The sequence below is a fragment of the Bordetella ansorpii genome (assembly GCF_900078705.1).
GTDB lineage: Bacteria > Pseudomonadota > Gammaproteobacteria > Burkholderiales > Burkholderiaceae_B > Bordetella > Bordetella ansorpii_A.
This window is the reverse complement of the sequence record NZ_FKIF01000002.1, coordinates 383,600-400,332: the sequence shown is the minus strand read 5'-3', so window position 1 is coordinate 400,332 and position 16,733 is coordinate 383,600. Positions and strand designations below refer to the sequence as shown.

Sequence of the window (16,733 nt, the reverse complement as noted above, 5' to 3'; positions counted from 1 at the left end):
CCCGCGCAGCCGATGCTGATCGTGCGAGACCTGAAAAAGCACTTCGAGATCGGCGGCGGCGCGCTGCTGGGCGGGTCCAGGACCGCGGTGCGTGCCGTCGACGGCGTGAGCTTCGAGGTCGCCAAGGGCGAGACCCTGGGCATCGTCGGCGAATCGGGCTGCGGCAAGTCGACCACCGCGCGCCTGTTGATGCACCTGATCGAGCCGGACTCGGGTTCGCTGATCTTCGACGGCGATGAAGTGGCCGGCGTGCGCGGCATCAGCGTGCGCGACCTGCGCCTGCACATGCAGATGGTGTTCCAGGACAGCTACGCGTCGTTGAACCCGCGCCTGACCATCGTCGACAGCATCGCCTTCGGCCCGACCGTGGCCGGCATGGAGCGCACGCAGGCGCGCAATCGCGCATTGAGCCTGCTGCGCATGGTGGGGCTGGAGCCCGGTACTTTCGCGCAGCGCTATCCGCATGAATTGTCCGGCGGCCAGCGGCAGCGCGTGAACATCGCGCGCGCGCTGGCCATGGGGCCGCGCCTGCTGATCCTGGACGAGTCGGTGTCCGCGCTGGACAAGTCCGTCGAGGCGCAGGTGCTGAACCTGCTGCGGCAGTTGAAGCGCGAACTGGGGCTGACCTATCTGTTCATCTCGCACGACCTGAACGTGGTGCAGTACGTCAGCGACCGCGTGCTGGTGATGTACCTGGGCCAGGTGGTCGAGTCCGGTCCCGTCGAGGCGATCTACGGCGGCGCTCGCCATCCGTACACCGCCGCGCTGCTGGCCTCGCGGCCATCGATGGACCCGCGCCGCCGCGTCACGCAGCCGCCGCTGTCGGGCGATCCGCCCAATCCCATCAACCCGCCCAGCGGCTGCCGCTTCCGCACGCGCTGTCCGCGCGCGCAGGAACGCTGCGCGCAAGAAGTGCCGCTACTGATGCCGTCGCCCGATGTCGAAGGCCATATGGCCGCCTGTCACTTTCCGCTGACGCGTGCTGAAACGCCGCGCCTCACGATGCCGCGCGCCAGCGCCGCCGCCTGACCGGAGAACCGCGATGCAAGATTCCACGAATGCCTCACGCGCCCCGCTGGTCGACGTGCAAGACCTGTCCGTGCGCTTCGTCAGCCGCGACATGAACGTGCCGGTGGTCAACGGCGTGTCCTTCTCGCTGGCGCAGGGCGAGGTGCTCTGCCTGCTGGGCGAGTCCGGTTCCGGAAAGAGCGTCACGCTGCGTGCGCTGATGCGCCTGTTGCCGCCCAGCGCGCAGTTGTCGGGCAGGGTGAACGTCGGCGGCGTCGACGTGCTGAACCTGCCGCGCAAGAAACTGCCCGACATCCGCGGCTCGCTGATCTCGATGATCTTCCAGGAGCCGTTGACGGCGCTGGACCCGGTCTACACCATCGGCCAGCAGATCGCCGAGACCGTCGTGCGCCACGACGGCGTGAGCCATCGCGACGCCATGAAGCGTGCGCTGGAACTGCTGGAGCGGGTGCAGATTCCGTCGGCCACGCGCCGCCTGGCGGCGTATCCCCACGAACTGTCCGGCGGCCTGCGCCAGCGCGCCATGATCGCTCTGGCGCTGTCGTGCCGGCCCAGGCTGCTGCTGGCCGACGAACCCACCACGGCGCTGGATGCCACCGTGCAGATCCAGGTGCTGCTGCTGATCCGTGAGCTGCAGAAAGAACTGGGCATGGCCACGATCTTCGTCACGCACGATCTGGGCGTGGCGTGCGAGGTGTCCGACAAGGTCGCCGTGATGTATGCCGGCCGCTTCGCGGAGACGGGTTCCATCGAGGACATCATGGACCGCGCCGCGCATCCCTACACCCAGGGCCTGCTGCGCTCGACGGTGTCGGGCGATGACCGCGAACAGGACCTCGTGCCGATTCCCGGCGCGCCGCCCGACCTGACCGCGCTGCCGCCCGGCTGCACCTTCGCGCCGCGCTGTCCCTCGCATCGCGCCGAATGCGATGCGGGCGTGCCCGCCATGATCGGCGTGGGCGAACACCGCGCGCGCTGCGTGCTGGCGCCGCGGCAATGGGTGCAAGGCCCCGCTGGCACTTACGGGATGGATGCGGCATGCCGGTGATCGGCGCGGGGCTGGTGGCGCGCGTCGCCGCCACGTATGCGGGCGCGGCGCTGGCCGGCTGGCTGTTCTCCCGCCTGCACGTGCCGCTGCCGTGGATGCTGGGGCCCGTCATCGTCACGGCCATCGCATCGCTGTCCGGTGCGCGCGTGGCGGGCTGGGCCGGGCTGCGCAGCGCCGGCCTGATCGTGGTCGGCACCACGCTGGGCCTGTACTTCACACCGGAGGCCGCGCGGCAACTGCTCGATCATGTGCCGTTGATCCTGGCGGCGGTGTTCGCCACGGTGCTCATCGCCTGCGCCGCGTCGCTGTTGCTGACGCGCACCAGCGGCATCGATCGCGTCACCGCATTCTTCTGCAGCGTGCCGGGAGGCCCCGCGGAAATGTGCATGCTGGCCAGCCGCTATGGCGGCGAGCCGGTGCCCATCGCGGTGTCGCAGATGCTGCGCATCGTGGTCCTGGTGATGGTGCTGCCCGCCGCGCTGACCCTCGGCGGCGCCGGGCGCGATCCGGCGCCCGCGCCGCAAGCCTTGACCAGCCTGGGCTTGCTGGAGCTGGGCCTGCTGCTGGCCGGCTCCACCGCCGCCACTTTCGCGGCCACGCGCGCCGGCGTGCGCAGCGCCTGGCTGCTGGTGCCGCTGGCGTGTGCGATTGCCGCCACCTTGTCGGGTTGGGCGCCGCCCGCCATGCCTCCCGCGCTGGCTGCGGCCGCGCAGGTCTGCATCGGCACGCAACTGGGCCTGGCGTTTCGCCGGCAGGCGCTGATGGCCGTGCGCCGGGCGTTGCCGGCGATCCTGTTGAACGTCGGCATCCTGGCCGCCGGCTGCGCCGCCGTGGCCGCCCTGCTGGCCGTCGCGTCCGGCGCCCCGCTTGCCGCGCTGGTGCTGGCCACCGCGCCCGGCGGCGTCACCGAGATGTGCCTGACCGCGCGCTCGCTGGGCCTGGAGGTGCCGCTGGTCGTGGGGTTCCACATCTGCCGAGTCTTCCTCGTGGTGTCCGCCACGCCCTGGCTGTTTGCCGCGATGCGGCGCATCGGCCTGATCGAACTGCCCCACCCATTGCCTGAATCGTCCCGAGGAGCGCACCCATGAGTGCCGAACTGTTTCACCTGTCCGCCGGCGAAGCCGGTCGCCTGATACAAGCCCGCAAGCTGTCCCCGGTCGAACTGGTGGATGCCTTCCTGGCCCGTATCGAGGCGATCGACGGCCGCCTGAAGAGCTATCTGCTGGTGACCGCCGACGCCGCGCGCGACGCGGCCCGCAGGGCCGAGGCAGACATCATGGCGGGCCGCTGGCGTGGCCCGCTGCACGGCATTCCGTATGCGGTGAAGGACAACTACTACACGCGCGGCGTGCGCACCTGCGCGGCCTCGCGCCTGTTGCTGGACTTCGTGCCCGACCACGACGCCGCCGCCATCGAGAAACTGGACGCGGCCGGCGCCATCCTGCTGGGCAAGCTGAACACCTGGGAGTACGGCACCGGCAACGGCGGCGTGTACTTCGACCTGCCGTTCGAGCCGGCCCGCAATCCGTGGAGCCTCGCGCATTCGCCCGGCGGCTCGTCGTCCGGTTCCGGCGCGTCGGTGGCCGCCGGCACGGCGATGGTGGCGCTGGGTTCCGATACCGGCGGTTCGGTGCGCCTGCCCGCCGCCGCTTGCGGCCTGCAGGGCATGAAGCCCACCTATGGCCGCATCAGCCGCCACGGCATCCTGCCCAACTGCTATTCGCTGGACGTGCCCGGCGCGCTGACGTGGACGGTGGAGGACAGCGCCATCATGCTGCGCGCCCTGGCGGGCTACGACGCGCGCGATCCCGGCAGCGCCGACGTGGCCGTGCCCGATTTCCTGGCGGGGCTGGGCGATGGCGTGCGTGGCATGACCATCGGCGTGGTGCGCGACCTGGGCGATGCGCAATCGCTGGTGGATGCGGCCAATCGCCACAACGTGGACGAGATGGCGCGCGTGCTGGCCGAGCAGGGCGCGCGTATCGTGGACGTGGCCCTGCCCGCCCAGATCGCCGACTACAAGCGCGCCACCACTGTCATCAACTGGACCGAGTCGCTGTCGCTGCACGAGCAGGAGTTCATGACGCGCGCCGAGGACATGGGCTGTGCGCTGCGCGAGAAGATGATGAGCGGCTTCCTGACGCGCTCGGTGGACTACCTGGCCGCGCAGCGCCGCCGCCGCGAGCTGACCGCCGCCACCGACCAGTTGGTGCGCAGCGTGGATGCGCTGGTGCTGCCCTGCGCCTTCCATACCGCCGCGCCCATCGAGGACGCCGAACGCGTCAAGGCCTATACCGCCGACACCGCGTGCCCGCCCTTCAACGCCTCGGGCCATCCCGCCATGGCCGTATGCACGGGCTTCGACGAGCAGGCGCTGCCGACCAATGCCCAGATCGTCGGCCGCTGGTTCGACGAGGCCACCGTGTTCAAGATCGCCAGCGCCTACGAGCGGGCCACGGGCTGGCGCGAAAACCGTCCCACGATCTGAGAGGCATCCTCATGGGAACCCGAGATATGGACGCCGAACTCTTTCACCTGACCGCGGGCGATGCGGGCCGCCTGATGCAGGCCCGCAAGCTGTCTCCCGTCGAACTGCTGGATGCATTCCTGTCGCGCATCGAGGCCGTCGATGGCCGCGTGAAAAGCTATCTGCTGGTGACCGCCGACGCCGCGCGCGACGCGGCCCGCCGCGCCGAAGCGGACATCATGGCGGGCCGCTGGCGTGGCCCGCTGCACGGCATTCCGTATGCGGTGAAGGACAACTACTACACGCGCGGCGTGCGCACCTGCGCGGCCTCGCGCCTGTTGATGGACTTCGTGCCCGGCCACGATGCCGCCGTGGTCGAGAAGCTCGACGGCGCGGGCGCGGTGATGCTGGGCAAGCTGAACACCTGGGAATACGGCACCGGCAACGGCGGCGTGTACTTCGACCTGCCGTTCGACCCCGCCTGCAATCCGTGGGCCCTGGACCGCTTCACGGGCGGCTCGTCCACCGGCGCGGGCGCGTCGGTGGCGGCGGGCACCGCGATGATCGCCATGGGATCGGACACCACCGGATCGGTGCGCCTGCCGGCCGCCGCGTGCGGCCTGCAGGGCATGAAGCCGACGTATGGCCTGATCAGCCGCCACGGCATCCTGCCCAACTGCTATTCGATGGACACGCCGGGCCCGTTGACGTGGACGGTGGAAGACAGCGCCATCGTGCTGCGCGCCGTGGCCGGCCACGACAGCCGCGATCCCGCGTCCGGCGACCGCGCCGTGCCCGACTATCTGGCGGGCCTGGAAGATGGCGTGCGCGGCATGACCATCGGCGTCATACGCGACTTCGGCGCGGAAGGCGGGCATCTCGAACCCGCCAACCGCGAAGGCCTGGAAGACATGGTGCGCGTGCTGCTGGCCGAGGGCGCGCGCGTGATCGAGGTGACGCTGCCCGCGCCCATCCATGAGTACCGCAAGGTCACGTCGGTGATCAACTGGACCGAGTCCATGACGATCCACGAGGACGACCTGATGAAGCGCGGCGCCGACATGGGGTTCGCGCTGCGCGACAAGCTGATGTCCGGCTTCATGACGCGCGCGGTCGACTACCTGGCCGCGCAGCGCCGCCGCCGCGAACTGGCCGACGCCACCGACCAGTTGGTGCGCAGCGTCGATGCCTTGATTGCGCCGTGTGCGTTCCACGTCGCGCCCAGGTTCGCGGACAACGACGTGCTGCGCACGTTCACCAGCCAGAACGTGTGCCCGCCCTTCAACGCCTCGGGCCATCCGGCCATGACGGTATGCACCGGCTTCGACGCCGACGGCCTGCCCACCAATGCGCAGGTCGTCGGCCGCTGGTTCGACGAAGCCACCGTATTCAAGGTTGCCCGCGCCTACGAACGCGCCACGCCGTGGCGCGACAGGCGCCCGGCGCTGTAGCCCCCGTCGTCCATTCCTGGAGATCGTTTCGCCATGCCTACCCCACCCAAAGAACTCTGGACCGCCGAAGAGATCGCCGCGCATTGCCGCCGCTTCGGCCTGTCGCTGCCCGAGCCGCTGATCAAGCGCATGCACGAGCTGTCCGCCAACGTATCGCAGACCGGCATGGACATCGCGCGCATGCCGACCAAGGATTGCGAGCCCGCGCTGACTTTCAAGATGCCCGTCGAGTAACCCACGCCACAAGGAACCGCCATGCAACCCTATGAGTTGACCGCCACCGAAGCCTCGGCGCTGATCGCCGCCAGGAAACTGTCCTGCGAAGAGCTGGCCCGCTCCACGCTGGCCCGCATCGAGGAGCGCGACCCCGTCGTGCGCGCCTGGAGCTATCTGGACCAGGACAAGGTCATCCGCCGCGCGCGCGAGCTGGACAAGACGCCTGCCATCAGTCCGCTGCACGGGTTGACGTTCGGCGTGAAGGACGTGATCCAGACCGTGGACATGCCCACGCAGCAGAATTCGCCGCTTTACATCGATCACCAGAGTGGCCAGGACGCCGCCTGCGTGGCCGTGGTGCGCCACAGCGGCGCGCTGGTGCTCGGCAAGACCGACACCGTCGAATTCGCCTCTGGCGGCCGCATGGCGGCTTCACGCAATCCGCACAACCCCGCGCATACGCCGGGCGGCTCGTCGTCGGGCTCGGGCGCGGCCGTGGGCGACAAGCAGGTGCAGTTGGCGTTCGGCACGCAGACCGGCGGTTCGCACATCCGTCCCGCCGCGTTCAACGGCATCTACGGCATCAAGCCCACGCACGGCGCCGTCAGCCGCGAAGGCGCCAAGAACTACTCGCACACGCTGGACACCATCGGCTGGTATGGCCGCAGCGTGGAAGACCTGCAACTGGTGGCACGCGAGTTCCGCCTGCTGGATGCCGAATACGCCAAGCCCGTGCCGTTGAAGGGCCTGAAGGTCGGCCTGTACCGTTCGCCCGCATGGGAGCTGGCCGATGCGTATGCCCGCGAGGCGTTGTTCGAAGCCGGCCGCCGCCTGGAGGCCGCCGGCGCCATCGTCACCGAGATCACGTTGCCCGAGCCTTTCGCGCGCCTGGACGATGCGCAGCAGATCGTGATGCGCGGCGAAGGCCGTGGCGCCTTCCTGCCCGAAGTGCTTGGCCCGAAGCGCCACATGCTGGCCCAGCACTTCCTGGACATCGTGGACAACTCGACCAGGATCACGCCGGCCAGGCTGGTCGGCGCCTACGACCTGGCCGCCGAATGCCGCCGCCTGTTCGACAGCCAGTTCGGCGCCAGCCTGGACGTGGTGCTGACGCCGTCCTCGCCGGGGGAAGCGCCCGAGGGCCTGGCGTCCTCCGGCAACCCCGTGTTCAACGCGATGTGGACGCTGCTGAACGTACCCTGCGTGGGGATTCCCGTCGGCGTCAGCGCGCGCGCGTTGCCCCTGGGCATTCAGCTGGTGGGCCCGCGCTACTCCGATTCCCAATTGCTGGAGATCGCGCTGGCATGCGCGCCGGCCATCCACGTGCAGCAGAACGGCAAGCTGACGCCGCTCAAGGTGGACGCGCCCGCGATGGCGTAACGTCGGTACGATTGGTTGCAAGGACGGCCTGTCCGCAACACGGGCAGGCCGTTCGCGGTTGCTAGAATGGCCCGGCATTGCGCCGTGAACACGCCGCGCCTCGCGGCAGCCATGACGAGACCGCCGATGAGATTGGAACGCCTGGGCAGCAACCGCCGTCCCCTCGATGTGCCCGGCCTGCCCACGTTGTTCGCCGCGGGCGACACGTGGGTCAGCTGGACTTCCGCACTGCCCATGCCGCGCGCCGCCGCGGCGCTGCGCCGGCCGCCCGGCCCGTGGTTCGGCCGCGCGCCGGGCTTCGACATCGCCGATGAAGGCGAGATCCCCATCGACCTCGAGAACGACGACGGCGCGGGCGACGCGCCCGATCCCGTCATGCTGGACGCCGCGCGCTGGCTGCTGGCTCACGATGCCGACTTCACCCAGGTCGTGCTCGATACCTTGGTGGCCGATCTGCCAAGGCTGCGTGACATCGAGAATGCCGTCGTTCTGGGCGATGACGACTTCAGGCTGCCCAGGCAATGGGATGCCGCAATGGCATCGTCCCTTGTCTGGCTGGAGACCATCAACCTGCCACCCGTCGCCGGCCATGCGCCCTACATCGGCGTGGGCTTTCGCTGCGCGTGGGAGCCGGAACACGGCTACGGCCTGATGCTGTGCGGCACCGAGGTCGTCGAGCGCGGAGGAGCCGATACCGCGGTACTGTCGTGGATCGCGGCGCGTCATGCGCAGGACCAGGGTGGCTAGATCGAAGAAGGCCGTGCCGCCCGCCGGGCCTGGCCCCGTCATTCCTTTCGACGTCTACGTCGCCGCGAGTTTCTTCATGGCCACGGGCCGCGCGCTGGACGACGTGCTGCCGCTGCTGGACCTCTCGGAGGCGCAATGGATGGCGCTGCACAAGGCCTACGACTACCTGGGCCGATTCGATTTCGGCTACCAGGACTACTTCGGCAGCGACGACGAGGCCGACATCCTGGCGCGCGTGACCGGTCCGCGCTGGCGCCTCTCAGACCCCGTGAACGCCACGCTGGAAGCCTTCGTGCGCGACGTGCGTCCCGCCGTATGGGCCAAGCCGCATATCGGTCCATTCGCCAACGTGCCGTGGACGGCCGTGCACATCGCCACGCATCCCGAGATGACGCTTTGCTTCTACAGCCATGACGGCGAACACGTCTATTTTCTCGGCAAGCCTCTTGCCACCAAGGATCGCCAGCCATTGGATGTGGACATCGCCACGTTCGAATGGCTGGGTGGACGATGGCTGAAGGATGGCGCGCACATCTATGGGCAAGGCGAGCTTGGCGGACCTGGCGGGCGCGTGTACTGGTATGTGGTCAATGGGGCCGACCCCGCCACCTTCCAGGCATTGAATCTGCGCTACGCGAAGGACGCGTTCAATGGCTACTACATCACCGGCAAGACGCTGCGTACGAAGAGCGTGGACCGCTTCGAGATCGTGCCCGAGGTGCGCCTGAACTTCCGCGACATCAGCCAGGACCCGCTGTACAAGACCAGCGTCTTCGCGCGCGATGCCGAACACGTCTATTTCTATGGCGCGCGATTGCGTGGCGCGCGTCCCTCGTTCCGTGACCTGGGCAATGGCTACGGCACCGATGGCGTGCAGGTGTGGTTCCACGACGCCAAGCTGCTGATCGAGGACGCGGATGCCGCGACCTTTCGGGTGCCGGTTCCAGGCGAACCGCATCCTGGCATGCATTACTGCGCGGTGGACCGCTTGCGTGCATACAGATACGGCAAGCCGGTGCCGTCCGAAGAGGCCTTCGAGGTCTGGAAGGCCTTCTTCGAGTTCCATACCGATCTGCGGGATTGGTGGTGGCACGACATGGCGTGCGCGCGCTGACCCTTTCGGGAACTCACGATGAACCATACAACGAGAGCACCGCGCGTCTATGAGGTGGTCTACGACGAGGCAATGGTGCGTGACGCCGTGCGCACCTACGTCATGCGGCGGCTCGTGCGTGAAGAAAGGAGCTGGTGGCTGACGGCGCTGGTCATTTTCGTCGTGAGCATTTTCATGCTGCTCAGGGGCATGCACGACTGGACGGTAGGGGTGATGCTCGTAGCGTCCATGATGCCGATCTTCTTCGTGGCGGCAGGCTGGGTCGCCCACTATCGCAACAGCGTCGGCAAGCTACGGCGCATGCCGTCGCCTGCGGCGAGCTTCACGTTTCAGGAAGACGGACTGGCGATCGCGTCCGGACTGGGATCGGGCCTCATCGCATGGTCTGCGCTGACCGAGATCTGGGAGCGGCCAGGCTATTGGATGCTGTTCATGGGGCCCAACCAGTTCAACACCCTGCCTTTGCAAGGCATCGACGCCGCCGATCTGGAATGGTTGCGCGGCAAGGTGTCCGCATCGGAGGATTGATCGGCGTTCCGCCACCCTGGCGCAGTTGGCGCGGCGCCAGGCCTGAAGAGGACGGTACTGCGGCGTGGTGTCCGGAACAAGAAAGCGGTGCTCGCGCCATGGCAAGCACCGCTCGCACGAACATCAGTCGACCTTGGCGCCCGACTGTTCGACCACCTTGGCCCAACGGGCGATGTCGGCCTTGTGGATGCGTTCGAAGGCCGCGATGCTGGGATCGGCCGGGGGCGCGATGCCTTGCAGGTCTTCCAGCCATGCGCGGAATTCCGGCGTGCTGATCACCTTGATCACCGCCGCGCTCATGCGCTTCTGGATCTCGGGCGACAGCTTGGCCGGTCCGAACAGGCCATACCACGTGCTGCTTTCATAGCCGGGGATGTTGCATGCGTCGGCCACCGTCGGCACGTCGGGCAGCGCCTTGATGCGCTTGGCCGTCGTCACGCCCAGCGCGACCACCTGCCCTGCCTTCACGGCCGGCACGGAAGGCGCGCTCTGGTTGAAGAAGAAGTCGACTTCGCCCGACAGCAGCGCGGTCATTGCCGGACCCTGACCGCGGTACGGCACGTGCGGAACGTCGATCTTGGCGCCATTGGTGAATTGCGCGCCGGCCAGGTGGCCCGATGCCCCGTTGCCGGTCGAGGCATAGTTCAACTTGCCCGGGTTGGCCTTCGCCAGCTTGACCAGATCGCCGCAGGTCTTGATGTCGGGATGCTTCTTGGGATTGACCAGCAGCACGTTGGGCACGTCGCCCAGCAGCGCGATGTGGGTGAAATCCTTCTGCACGTCGAACGGCAGCGTCTTGTACAGCGCCGCGTTGATGGCATGCGTGCCGGCCGTGCCCAGCAGGAAGGTGTAGCCGTCGGGATTCGCGCGCGACACCATGTCCGAGGCGACGTTGCCGCCCGCGCCCGTGCGGTTGTCGGCCACGATGGGCACGCCCAGTTCCTTGGTCAGGCCTTCGCCCAGCTTGCGTGCATAGAGATCGGTGCCGGCGCCGCCGGGAAAGCCGCCCACGATGGTGATGGCGCGGGTGGGCCACTTGGCGGCATCTTCCGCATGCGCCGTGGCGGCCATCGTGGTGGACAGAGCAAGTACTGCAATCGTGATCGAACGCATCATCATGATGGTTTTTTCCCCTTGTAAGTGCGCGATTGGCAAAACGCCGTACTGCGTGTTGTTCGGTTCGCCGACCGCCGCCCCGCAGGTCCCGCGCGGTGCGGCGGCGGGCATGTTTACTGCAAGGCCGCCACCGCGCGCGCGATGCGCGCCATGGCGGTTTCCAGCTGCGCCTTCGACGTGGCGTAGCTGATGCGGAAGTACGGCGCGAGGCCGAACAGCGTGCCGGGCACCACAGCCACGTCATGCTCTTCCAGCAGGTAACGGCAGAAGTCCGTGTCGGTCTCCAGTTCCTCGCCCTTGGCCGTGCGGCGGCCCAGCACGCCGGCGCAACTGGCGTACGTGTAGAAGGCGCCTTCGGGACGGCGGCAGCGGATGCCGGGAATGGCGTTCAGCGCGTCCACCACCAGGTCGCGGCGCTCGCGGAACGATTCGCGGCGCTCGGCCAGCACGTCCTGCGGGCCGTCCAGCGCCTCGATCGCGGCAACCTGCGTGACCGACGACGGGTTGGACGTGCTCTGGCTCTGCACCACGGCCATCGCGGCGATCAGCTCGCGCGGGCCGCCGGCATAACCCAGGCGCCAGCCCGTCATGGCATAGGCCTTGGACAGGCCGTTGACCGTCAGCGTGCGATTCTTCAAGCGTGGCTCGACCTGCGCCAGCGTGGTGAACTCGAAGCCGTCGTACATCAGGTGTTCGTAGATGTCGTCGGCGATGATCCACACGTGCGGATGGCGCAGCAGCACCTCGGCCAGCGCCTGCAGGTGTTCGCGGCCATAGGCGGCGCCCGTGGGATTGGACGGCGAGTTCAGCATCAGCCAGCGCGTGCGCGGCGTGATGGCGGCTTCCAGGTCCTGCGGCAGCAGGCGGAAACCGTTCTCTTCCAGGCAGGCCACCTGCACCGTCCTGCCGCCGGCAATGGTGATCATGTCGGCGTACGAAGCCCAGTACGGCGTGCCCACCACGACTTCATCGCCATCGTCCAGCGTGGCCATCAGCGCGTTGTGGATGACCTGCTTGGCGCCGGCGCTGGCGGTGATTTCGTCGGCGCCGTATTCCAGGCCGTTCTCGCGCTTGAACTTGCGCGAGATGGCGGCCTTCAGCGCCAGCGTGCCATCCAGCAGCGTGTACTTGGTGTCGCCCGCGTCGATGGCGCGCTTGCCGGCTTCCTTCACGTTCTGCGGCGTGTCGAAGTCGGGTTCGCCCGCGCCCAGCACGATCACGTCGCGGCCTTCGCGCTTCATGCGCGCGGCCTGCGCGCCGATGCGCAGGATGCCGGAGACTTCGATGGCGGAGATTCGCCGTGCTCGCCGAAGGACCGGGGCCTCATTCGTGGGAGTGTTCTGTTCAGACATCTCGTTGCATTCCAGATAGGAAAATCAAAGCGCCGCCGTGACCATGATCTCGACCAGGATGTCCGGCGCGGCCAGCTCGATGGCGCCGCAGCAGCGCGCGGGCGCCTGGCCGGGCACGATCCACTTGTCGTACACCTCGTTCATGCCGGCGAAGTGCGCCATCGACGACAGCCAGATGGTCACGTTCAAGGCTTTCGATTTGTCGGTGCCGGCGGCCGCCAGCATCTCGTCGACCTTGGCCAGCACCTGGCGGGTCTGGCCCTGGATGTCGGCGCTGCGATCGTCGGCCGTGTGGCCGGCCAGGTACACGGTGCCGTTGTGGATCACCGCGCGCGAGCGGCGCGCGTTCTGGTCCAGGCGGGTGATGGGCGCGCTCATTGCTGGGCTCCGATGCCCGACACGCGGCGGCAGTGGTTCAGTGCGGCCTGCACCAGGTTGTCGCTGGCCTCGGGCGTGCGGAAGGCCGAGTGGGCCGACAGGGTCACGTTCTCCAGCTTGGTCAGCGGATGATCCTTGGGCATGGGTTCGATGGCGAACACGTCCAGGCCGGCGTGCAGCAGCTTGCCCGAATTCAGGGCGTCGATCATCGCTTCCTCGTCGACCAGCGCGCCGCGCGCGGTGTTCACCAGGATGGCGCCGTCGCGCATCTGCGCGATGCGTTCGCGCGAGATCAGGCCGCGCGTCTCGTCGGTCAGCAGCAGGTGCATCGACACCACGTGGCTTTGCGCCAGCACGTCTTCCAGCGACACGAATTCCACGCCGGGATGCGACTTGGGGCTGCGGTTCCAGGCGATGACCTTCATGCCGGCGCCGATGGCCAGGCGCGCCATCTCGGCGGCGATGCCGCCGAAGCCCACCAGGCCCAGCGTCTTGCCGGTGATCTGCACGGCATCCGAACGCAGCCAGTTGCCGGCGCGCATCGCGCGGTCCATCCTGGCGAAGCCCTTGGCCGACGCCCACATCAGCGCGAAGGCGCATTCGGCCACGGCGGTGTCGCCATAGCCCTTGATGACGTGCACCTCGATGCCGATCTCGGCCAGTTCCTCGGGATTCATGTACGAACGCGGACCCGTGCCCAGGAACACCACGTGCTTCAACTGCTTGCAGGCGCGCGCGATGTCGGTGGGCAGGTGGGTGTGGTCGACGATCATGATCTCGTGGTCACCCAGCGCCGCGGGAATCTGGTCCGGTGTGATGTCCGGCTGGCGGTTGATCGTCAGCGGCAGGTCGGCGGGCAGATGCAGGCGTTCGGCCACTTGGGCCAGCGTGGGGTTGGCGTCGATGAAGCAGGCTTTCATGGGGCGGTTGTCTCGTCTTGGCGGATGAAAAAGGGATCAGGGCGTACAGGGGGGCGGCGCGCCGGCGGCCAGCCGTGTCTCGGCGAAGTCGGCCAGTGCGTTGCCCATGTAGATCTCGGCGTAGCCGGCCCGGATCAGTTCGATGACGTGATCCAGGTGATGGCTGATGTGGCCGCGCATCAGCGCTTCCACGCGTTCGAGGTCGCGCGCCTGCAGCGCGCGCACGATCTCGGGATGGTCGTTGCGGGTGGCGAAGCGGCGCGACTTCAGGTCCAGCCAGCGGGCGAAGCGGATGCGTTCGTTCAGCGAGCGCACCGAGCGCAGGAACTCGTCGTTGCCGGCCAGGCGCGCCAGCCGTTCATGGAAGGCCTCGTCGCGCTCCAGCAGGTGCAGCGCCTGGTCGTCCGTTTCCGGCGTGTCGCGGCTTTGCTCGGTGAAATCGGCCAGCTCGCGCAGTTGCTCGTCGGTGGCGCGCGCGCACACCAGGCGCACCAGGCCCAGTTCGACCGTGGCGCGGTACTCGTACAGGTCCAGGATTTGCCTGGCGTCCAGCGGCCGGGCCGAGTAGCCCCGGTTGGGCGTGGCCACCAGGAAGCCCTCGGCGGCGATGCGGTTCAGCGCTTCGCGCACCGGGGTGCGGCTGACGCCCAAGAGGCGCGCCAGTTCGACCTCGTTCACGCGCTCGCCTGGCCGCAACCGGAAGGTAGCGGCCATCGCTTTGATGCGGTCATAGACCGGGGCGGCGGAGGGGGCGGGGGCAGGCATGGCGGAGCGGGGCAGGAGTTGTATGCGTGTCTGTATACACTTAGCGAAGCCTTAGTGTATACACTTCGTTGCGACCCTGAATCCTAGGGATTTCCCGTGCGTGCTAGGCGGCATCCGCTGTGTGGCGGTCGCCACGCTGGCCACTGCCAAGTCCGTCGATCCGGCCCTTCGCGCGCTGGACGATTGGCGCGTGGGCTGGGAGCTGATCGACGACTGGGACCGCTATCAGTGCTTCGGCCTGGGCCGCGCCGCCATCGTGCAGTTCTCGCGCGGCTGTCCGCACCAGTGCAACTATTGCGGGCAATATCAATTCTGGGAGCGCTGGCGGCATCGCTCGCCGAAGCTGGTGGTGGACGAGATCGAGGCCCTGCACCGCGAGCACGGCATCGCCTTCATCACGTTGGCGGACGAGAACCCGACCTCGTCCAAAAAGATGTGGCGCGCTTTCCTGGAAGAACTGGCGTCGCGCCATTTGCCCATCCGCCTGTTCGCCACGCTGCGCGCGGCCGACGTGGTGCGCGACGCCGAGATGCTGCATCTCTATCGCGGCGCGGGCCTGATGTGCATCCTGATGGGTGTGGAGACCACCGATCCCGAAACCCTGGCCGCGATCCGCAAGGGCTCGACCACCGCGACCGACCGCGAGGCCGTGCGCCTGCTGCGCCAGCACGGCATCCTGTCGATGCTGGCGCACATCGTGGGTTTCGAGGACGAACGCTTCGGGCACTACTGGCGTGCGTTGCGGCAGTTGTTCGCCTACGATCCGGATCTGTTGAACGCCATGTACGTGACGCCGCATCGCTGGTCGGACTGGGTGTGGTTCGCCGAGGTATGGGAATTCATGTTCGCCACGCAGTTTGCGCGCGTGCCGGACAGCCTGCGCGCATGGTTCCGGCCAGCGTGGAAGGCCGCTGGCGCTGGCCGGGACGAGCCGATACGGATACAGCCGCGCGTCAAAGTGAAGGTGCCCCAGGCGCCGGTGAGCAAGCCGATGGCGCTGGGCTTCGAAGTGGAACAGGTCAGCCGGAACAAGGCCGGCAAGGTGCGACCGACGGTGTGACGCTGCCGCGCAGGTGAATGGGCCGCGTCCCGGGCATCACGCCAGGTTCAAACACACGGCCATCACGATCCACATCACGGCGCACAGCCCCATGCCGATCTTGCCCTCTTTCGCGAGCGGTCCCACCAGCTTGCTGAAAGACATGCCCAGCGTCACGATGGTGGCGTGCGCCAGCGCCAGGCTCAGCGCGATGGTCGCGAAGAACAGCAGCATGCCCGCCTCGGAGGGCCCCTGCCCATCGCGTCCGGACGCGAAAGGGGTATTGGCGTAAAGGCCCAGCCACACGGCCATCATCAGGATGCCGACGCCGAGACTGACGCGTAGATAGGTCTTCATTTACGGCTCCTTTTGCGCGGTATGTGCGAGGCCTTGGCCTGAATGCGCGGCCCTGCGGGGCGTGGCCGGGCGTGTTGGACGACGGGCGCCTGCGGCGTGGCGGCGGGCTCGCCAAAGACGAAGATGCCTTGCGTGTGAGCGTAAGTGCTGCGCCACGTGCTTACCGAGACGGCCATGCCGATCACAAAGAGCACCAGCGTGCCGAGAGCGATCGCCGCGGGCGGCCAGTCAATCATGAGACTCGCCAGTCCGAAGACGATGGCCAGCATGGCCAGCGTGCCCACCCACATCGCCCGGCGCGGGCCTTTGCGGACTTCCCAGGTCTCGGGATTGAAGCCCGCATCGGCGAACAGGTTGCCGTCGATGCGCAAGCCGGGCTGGCTGGCGATGTGCTGCAGGATGGCACGCATCAGCGCATCGTGATTGCTAAACCGTATGCAGTGCAGGCCGACGGCCAGGGACAGATTCAACGAGCCCTCCGCCAGGCTGCCATCGGGCTGCTTGCGCCAGTACCGCAGGTAAGAGGCCGGGGCGCGCCCGCCCGCCGGCGAGCTGGCCGACACGTCATAGACCAGGTTGCGATCGATGGCCATGTCTTTCCACTCCAGCGAGAATTCGTCGGCCTGGCCGGGCTCGATGCCGTGGCCGGCATAGACGCCGGCCCGGTCCACGCGCAGCCAGGCACGTCCGGCGCGCACACGCCGGCGACGCCGAAATAGCCGACCATGCCGTAGAGGCCCAGCACCAGCAGGCCCAGCAGCAACAGCATGCCGAGGCCTGTCTGGCCGGTGGGTTCGCTCGGGAAGTAGACGGTCAGCATGACCGC

18 protein-coding genes are annotated in these 16,733 nt (G+C 68.0%); 11 read left to right on the top strand and 7 right to left on the bottom strand.

Annotation, left to right across the window (positions count from 1 at the left end; translation table 11 throughout):
- Positions 1 to 12 precede the first annotated feature (12 nt).
- The 10 genes from A6745_RS05510 to A6745_RS05465 all read left to right on the top strand — a co-directional run bounded on the left by A6745_RS05510 (position 13) and on the right by A6745_RS05465 (position 9,980).
- On the top strand, positions 13 to 1,029 hold the full coding sequence (locus A6745_RS05510; protein WP_231885941.1) for an ABC transporter ATP-binding protein: 1,017 nt from the start codon (positions 13 to 15) through the stop codon (positions 1,027 to 1,029).
- Positions 1,030 to 1,042: 13 nt separating this feature from the next.
- Entirely contained in the window at positions 1,043 to 2,077 is a 1,035-nt protein-coding gene (locus A6745_RS05505) for an ABC transporter ATP-binding protein (RefSeq protein WP_066124574.1), read from the top strand.
- Positions 2,068 to 3,165 carry an AbrB family transcriptional regulator gene (locus A6745_RS05500; protein WP_066124573.1) on the top strand — a complete coding sequence of 366 codons (1,098 nt, stop codon included), beginning with the start codon at positions 2,068 to 2,070 and terminating at the stop codon, positions 3,163 to 3,165. Before A6745_RS05505 ends, A6745_RS05500 begins: the two co-directional genes overlap by 10 nt.
- Positions 3,162 to 4,565, top strand: a complete 1,404-nt coding sequence (locus A6745_RS05495) for an amidase (RefSeq protein ID WP_066124572.1) — start codon at positions 3,162 to 3,164, stop codon at positions 4,563 to 4,565. The genes A6745_RS05500 and A6745_RS05495 overlap by 4 nt, the downstream gene beginning before the upstream one ends.
- 11 nt (positions 4,566 to 4,576) lie before the next feature.
- Positions 4,577 to 5,995 carry an amidase gene (locus A6745_RS05490; protein WP_197488098.1) on the top strand — a complete coding sequence of 473 codons (1,419 nt, stop codon included), beginning with the start codon at positions 4,577 to 4,579 and terminating at the stop codon, positions 5,993 to 5,995.
- A 33-nt stretch (positions 5,996 to 6,028) separates the two neighbouring features.
- Positions 6,029 to 6,229: a hypothetical protein gene (locus tag A6745_RS05485; protein ID WP_066124569.1), complete on the top strand. Its 201-nt coding sequence runs from the start codon at positions 6,029 to 6,031 to the stop codon at positions 6,227 to 6,229.
- A 21-nt stretch (positions 6,230 to 6,250) separates the two neighbouring features.
- The gene (locus A6745_RS05480) at positions 6,251 to 7,591 is read left to right on the top strand and encodes an amidase (protein ID WP_066124567.1); all 1,341 of its coding nucleotides are present in this window, start codon (positions 6,251 to 6,253) and stop codon (positions 7,589 to 7,591) included.
- Between the two features lie 126 nt (positions 7,592 to 7,717).
- Positions 7,718 to 8,338, top strand: a complete 621-nt coding sequence (locus tag A6745_RS05475) for a DUF6985 domain-containing protein (protein ID WP_066124565.1) — start codon at positions 7,718 to 7,720, stop codon at positions 8,336 to 8,338.
- Positions 8,316 to 9,452, top strand: coding sequence for a DKNYY domain-containing protein (locus A6745_RS05470; protein WP_082852902.1), 1,137 nt, complete (start codon positions 8,316 to 8,318; stop codon positions 9,450 to 9,452). The genes A6745_RS05475 and A6745_RS05470 overlap by 23 nt, the downstream gene beginning before the upstream one ends.
- An 18-nt stretch (positions 9,453 to 9,470) precedes the next feature.
- Positions 9,471 to 9,980: a YcxB family protein gene (locus tag A6745_RS05465; protein ID WP_082852901.1), complete on the top strand. Its 510-nt coding sequence runs from the start codon at positions 9,471 to 9,473 to the stop codon at positions 9,978 to 9,980.
- Between the two features lie 123 nt (positions 9,981 to 10,103).
- On the opposite strand, the gene A6745_RS05460 is transcribed toward A6745_RS05465, so the two are convergent.
- The 5 genes from A6745_RS05460 to A6745_RS05440 form a co-directional block, all read right to left on the bottom strand.
- A complete protein-coding gene (locus A6745_RS05460) occupies positions 10,104 to 11,099 on the bottom strand; it encodes a Bug family tripartite tricarboxylate transporter substrate binding protein (RefSeq protein WP_231885911.1) in 996 nt (331 codons plus the stop codon).
- A 110-nt stretch (positions 11,100 to 11,209) separates the two neighbouring features.
- Positions 11,210 to 12,448: a pyridoxal phosphate-dependent aminotransferase gene (locus tag A6745_RS05455; RefSeq protein WP_066124559.1), complete on the bottom strand. Its 1,239-nt coding sequence runs from the start codon at positions 12,446 to 12,448 to the stop codon at positions 11,210 to 11,212.
- Positions 12,449 to 12,472: 24 nt separating this feature from the next.
- On the bottom strand, positions 12,473 to 12,826 hold the full coding sequence (locus A6745_RS05450) for a RidA family protein (RefSeq protein ID WP_066124557.1): 354 nt from the start codon (positions 12,824 to 12,826) through the stop codon (positions 12,473 to 12,475).
- Positions 12,823 to 13,746, bottom strand: coding sequence for an NAD(P)-dependent oxidoreductase (locus A6745_RS05445; protein ID WP_066124556.1), 924 nt, complete (start codon positions 13,744 to 13,746; stop codon positions 12,823 to 12,825). Before A6745_RS05445 ends, A6745_RS05450 begins: the two co-directional genes overlap by 4 nt.
- Before the next feature lie 36 nt (positions 13,747 to 13,782).
- Complete coding sequence (locus A6745_RS05440; protein WP_066124555.1) at positions 13,783 to 14,511, bottom strand: GntR family transcriptional regulator; 729 nt, start codon at positions 14,509 to 14,511, stop codon at positions 13,783 to 13,785.
- Positions 14,512 to 14,611: 100 nt separating this feature from the next.
- Here A6745_RS05440 and A6745_RS05435 point away from each other — a divergent pair, with 100 nt between their 5' ends.
- Entirely contained in the window at positions 14,612 to 15,571 is a 960-nt protein-coding gene (locus A6745_RS05435; RefSeq protein ID WP_197488097.1) for a radical SAM protein, read from the top strand.
- A 36-nt stretch (positions 15,572 to 15,607) separates the two neighbouring features.
- Here A6745_RS05435 and A6745_RS05430 read toward each other — a convergent pair whose 3' ends face one another.
- The gene (locus A6745_RS05430; protein ID WP_066124551.1) at positions 15,608 to 15,907 is read right to left on the bottom strand and encodes a hypothetical protein; all 300 of its coding nucleotides are present in this window, start codon (positions 15,905 to 15,907) and stop codon (positions 15,608 to 15,610) included.
- The gene (locus tag A6745_RS05425) at positions 15,904 to 16,605 is read right to left on the bottom strand and encodes a Bax inhibitor 1 family protein (RefSeq protein ID WP_066124549.1); all 702 of its coding nucleotides are present in this window, start codon (positions 16,603 to 16,605) and stop codon (positions 15,904 to 15,906) included. Before A6745_RS05425 ends, A6745_RS05430 begins: the two co-directional genes overlap by 4 nt.
- Positions 16,606 to 16,733: the final 128 nt, after the last annotated feature.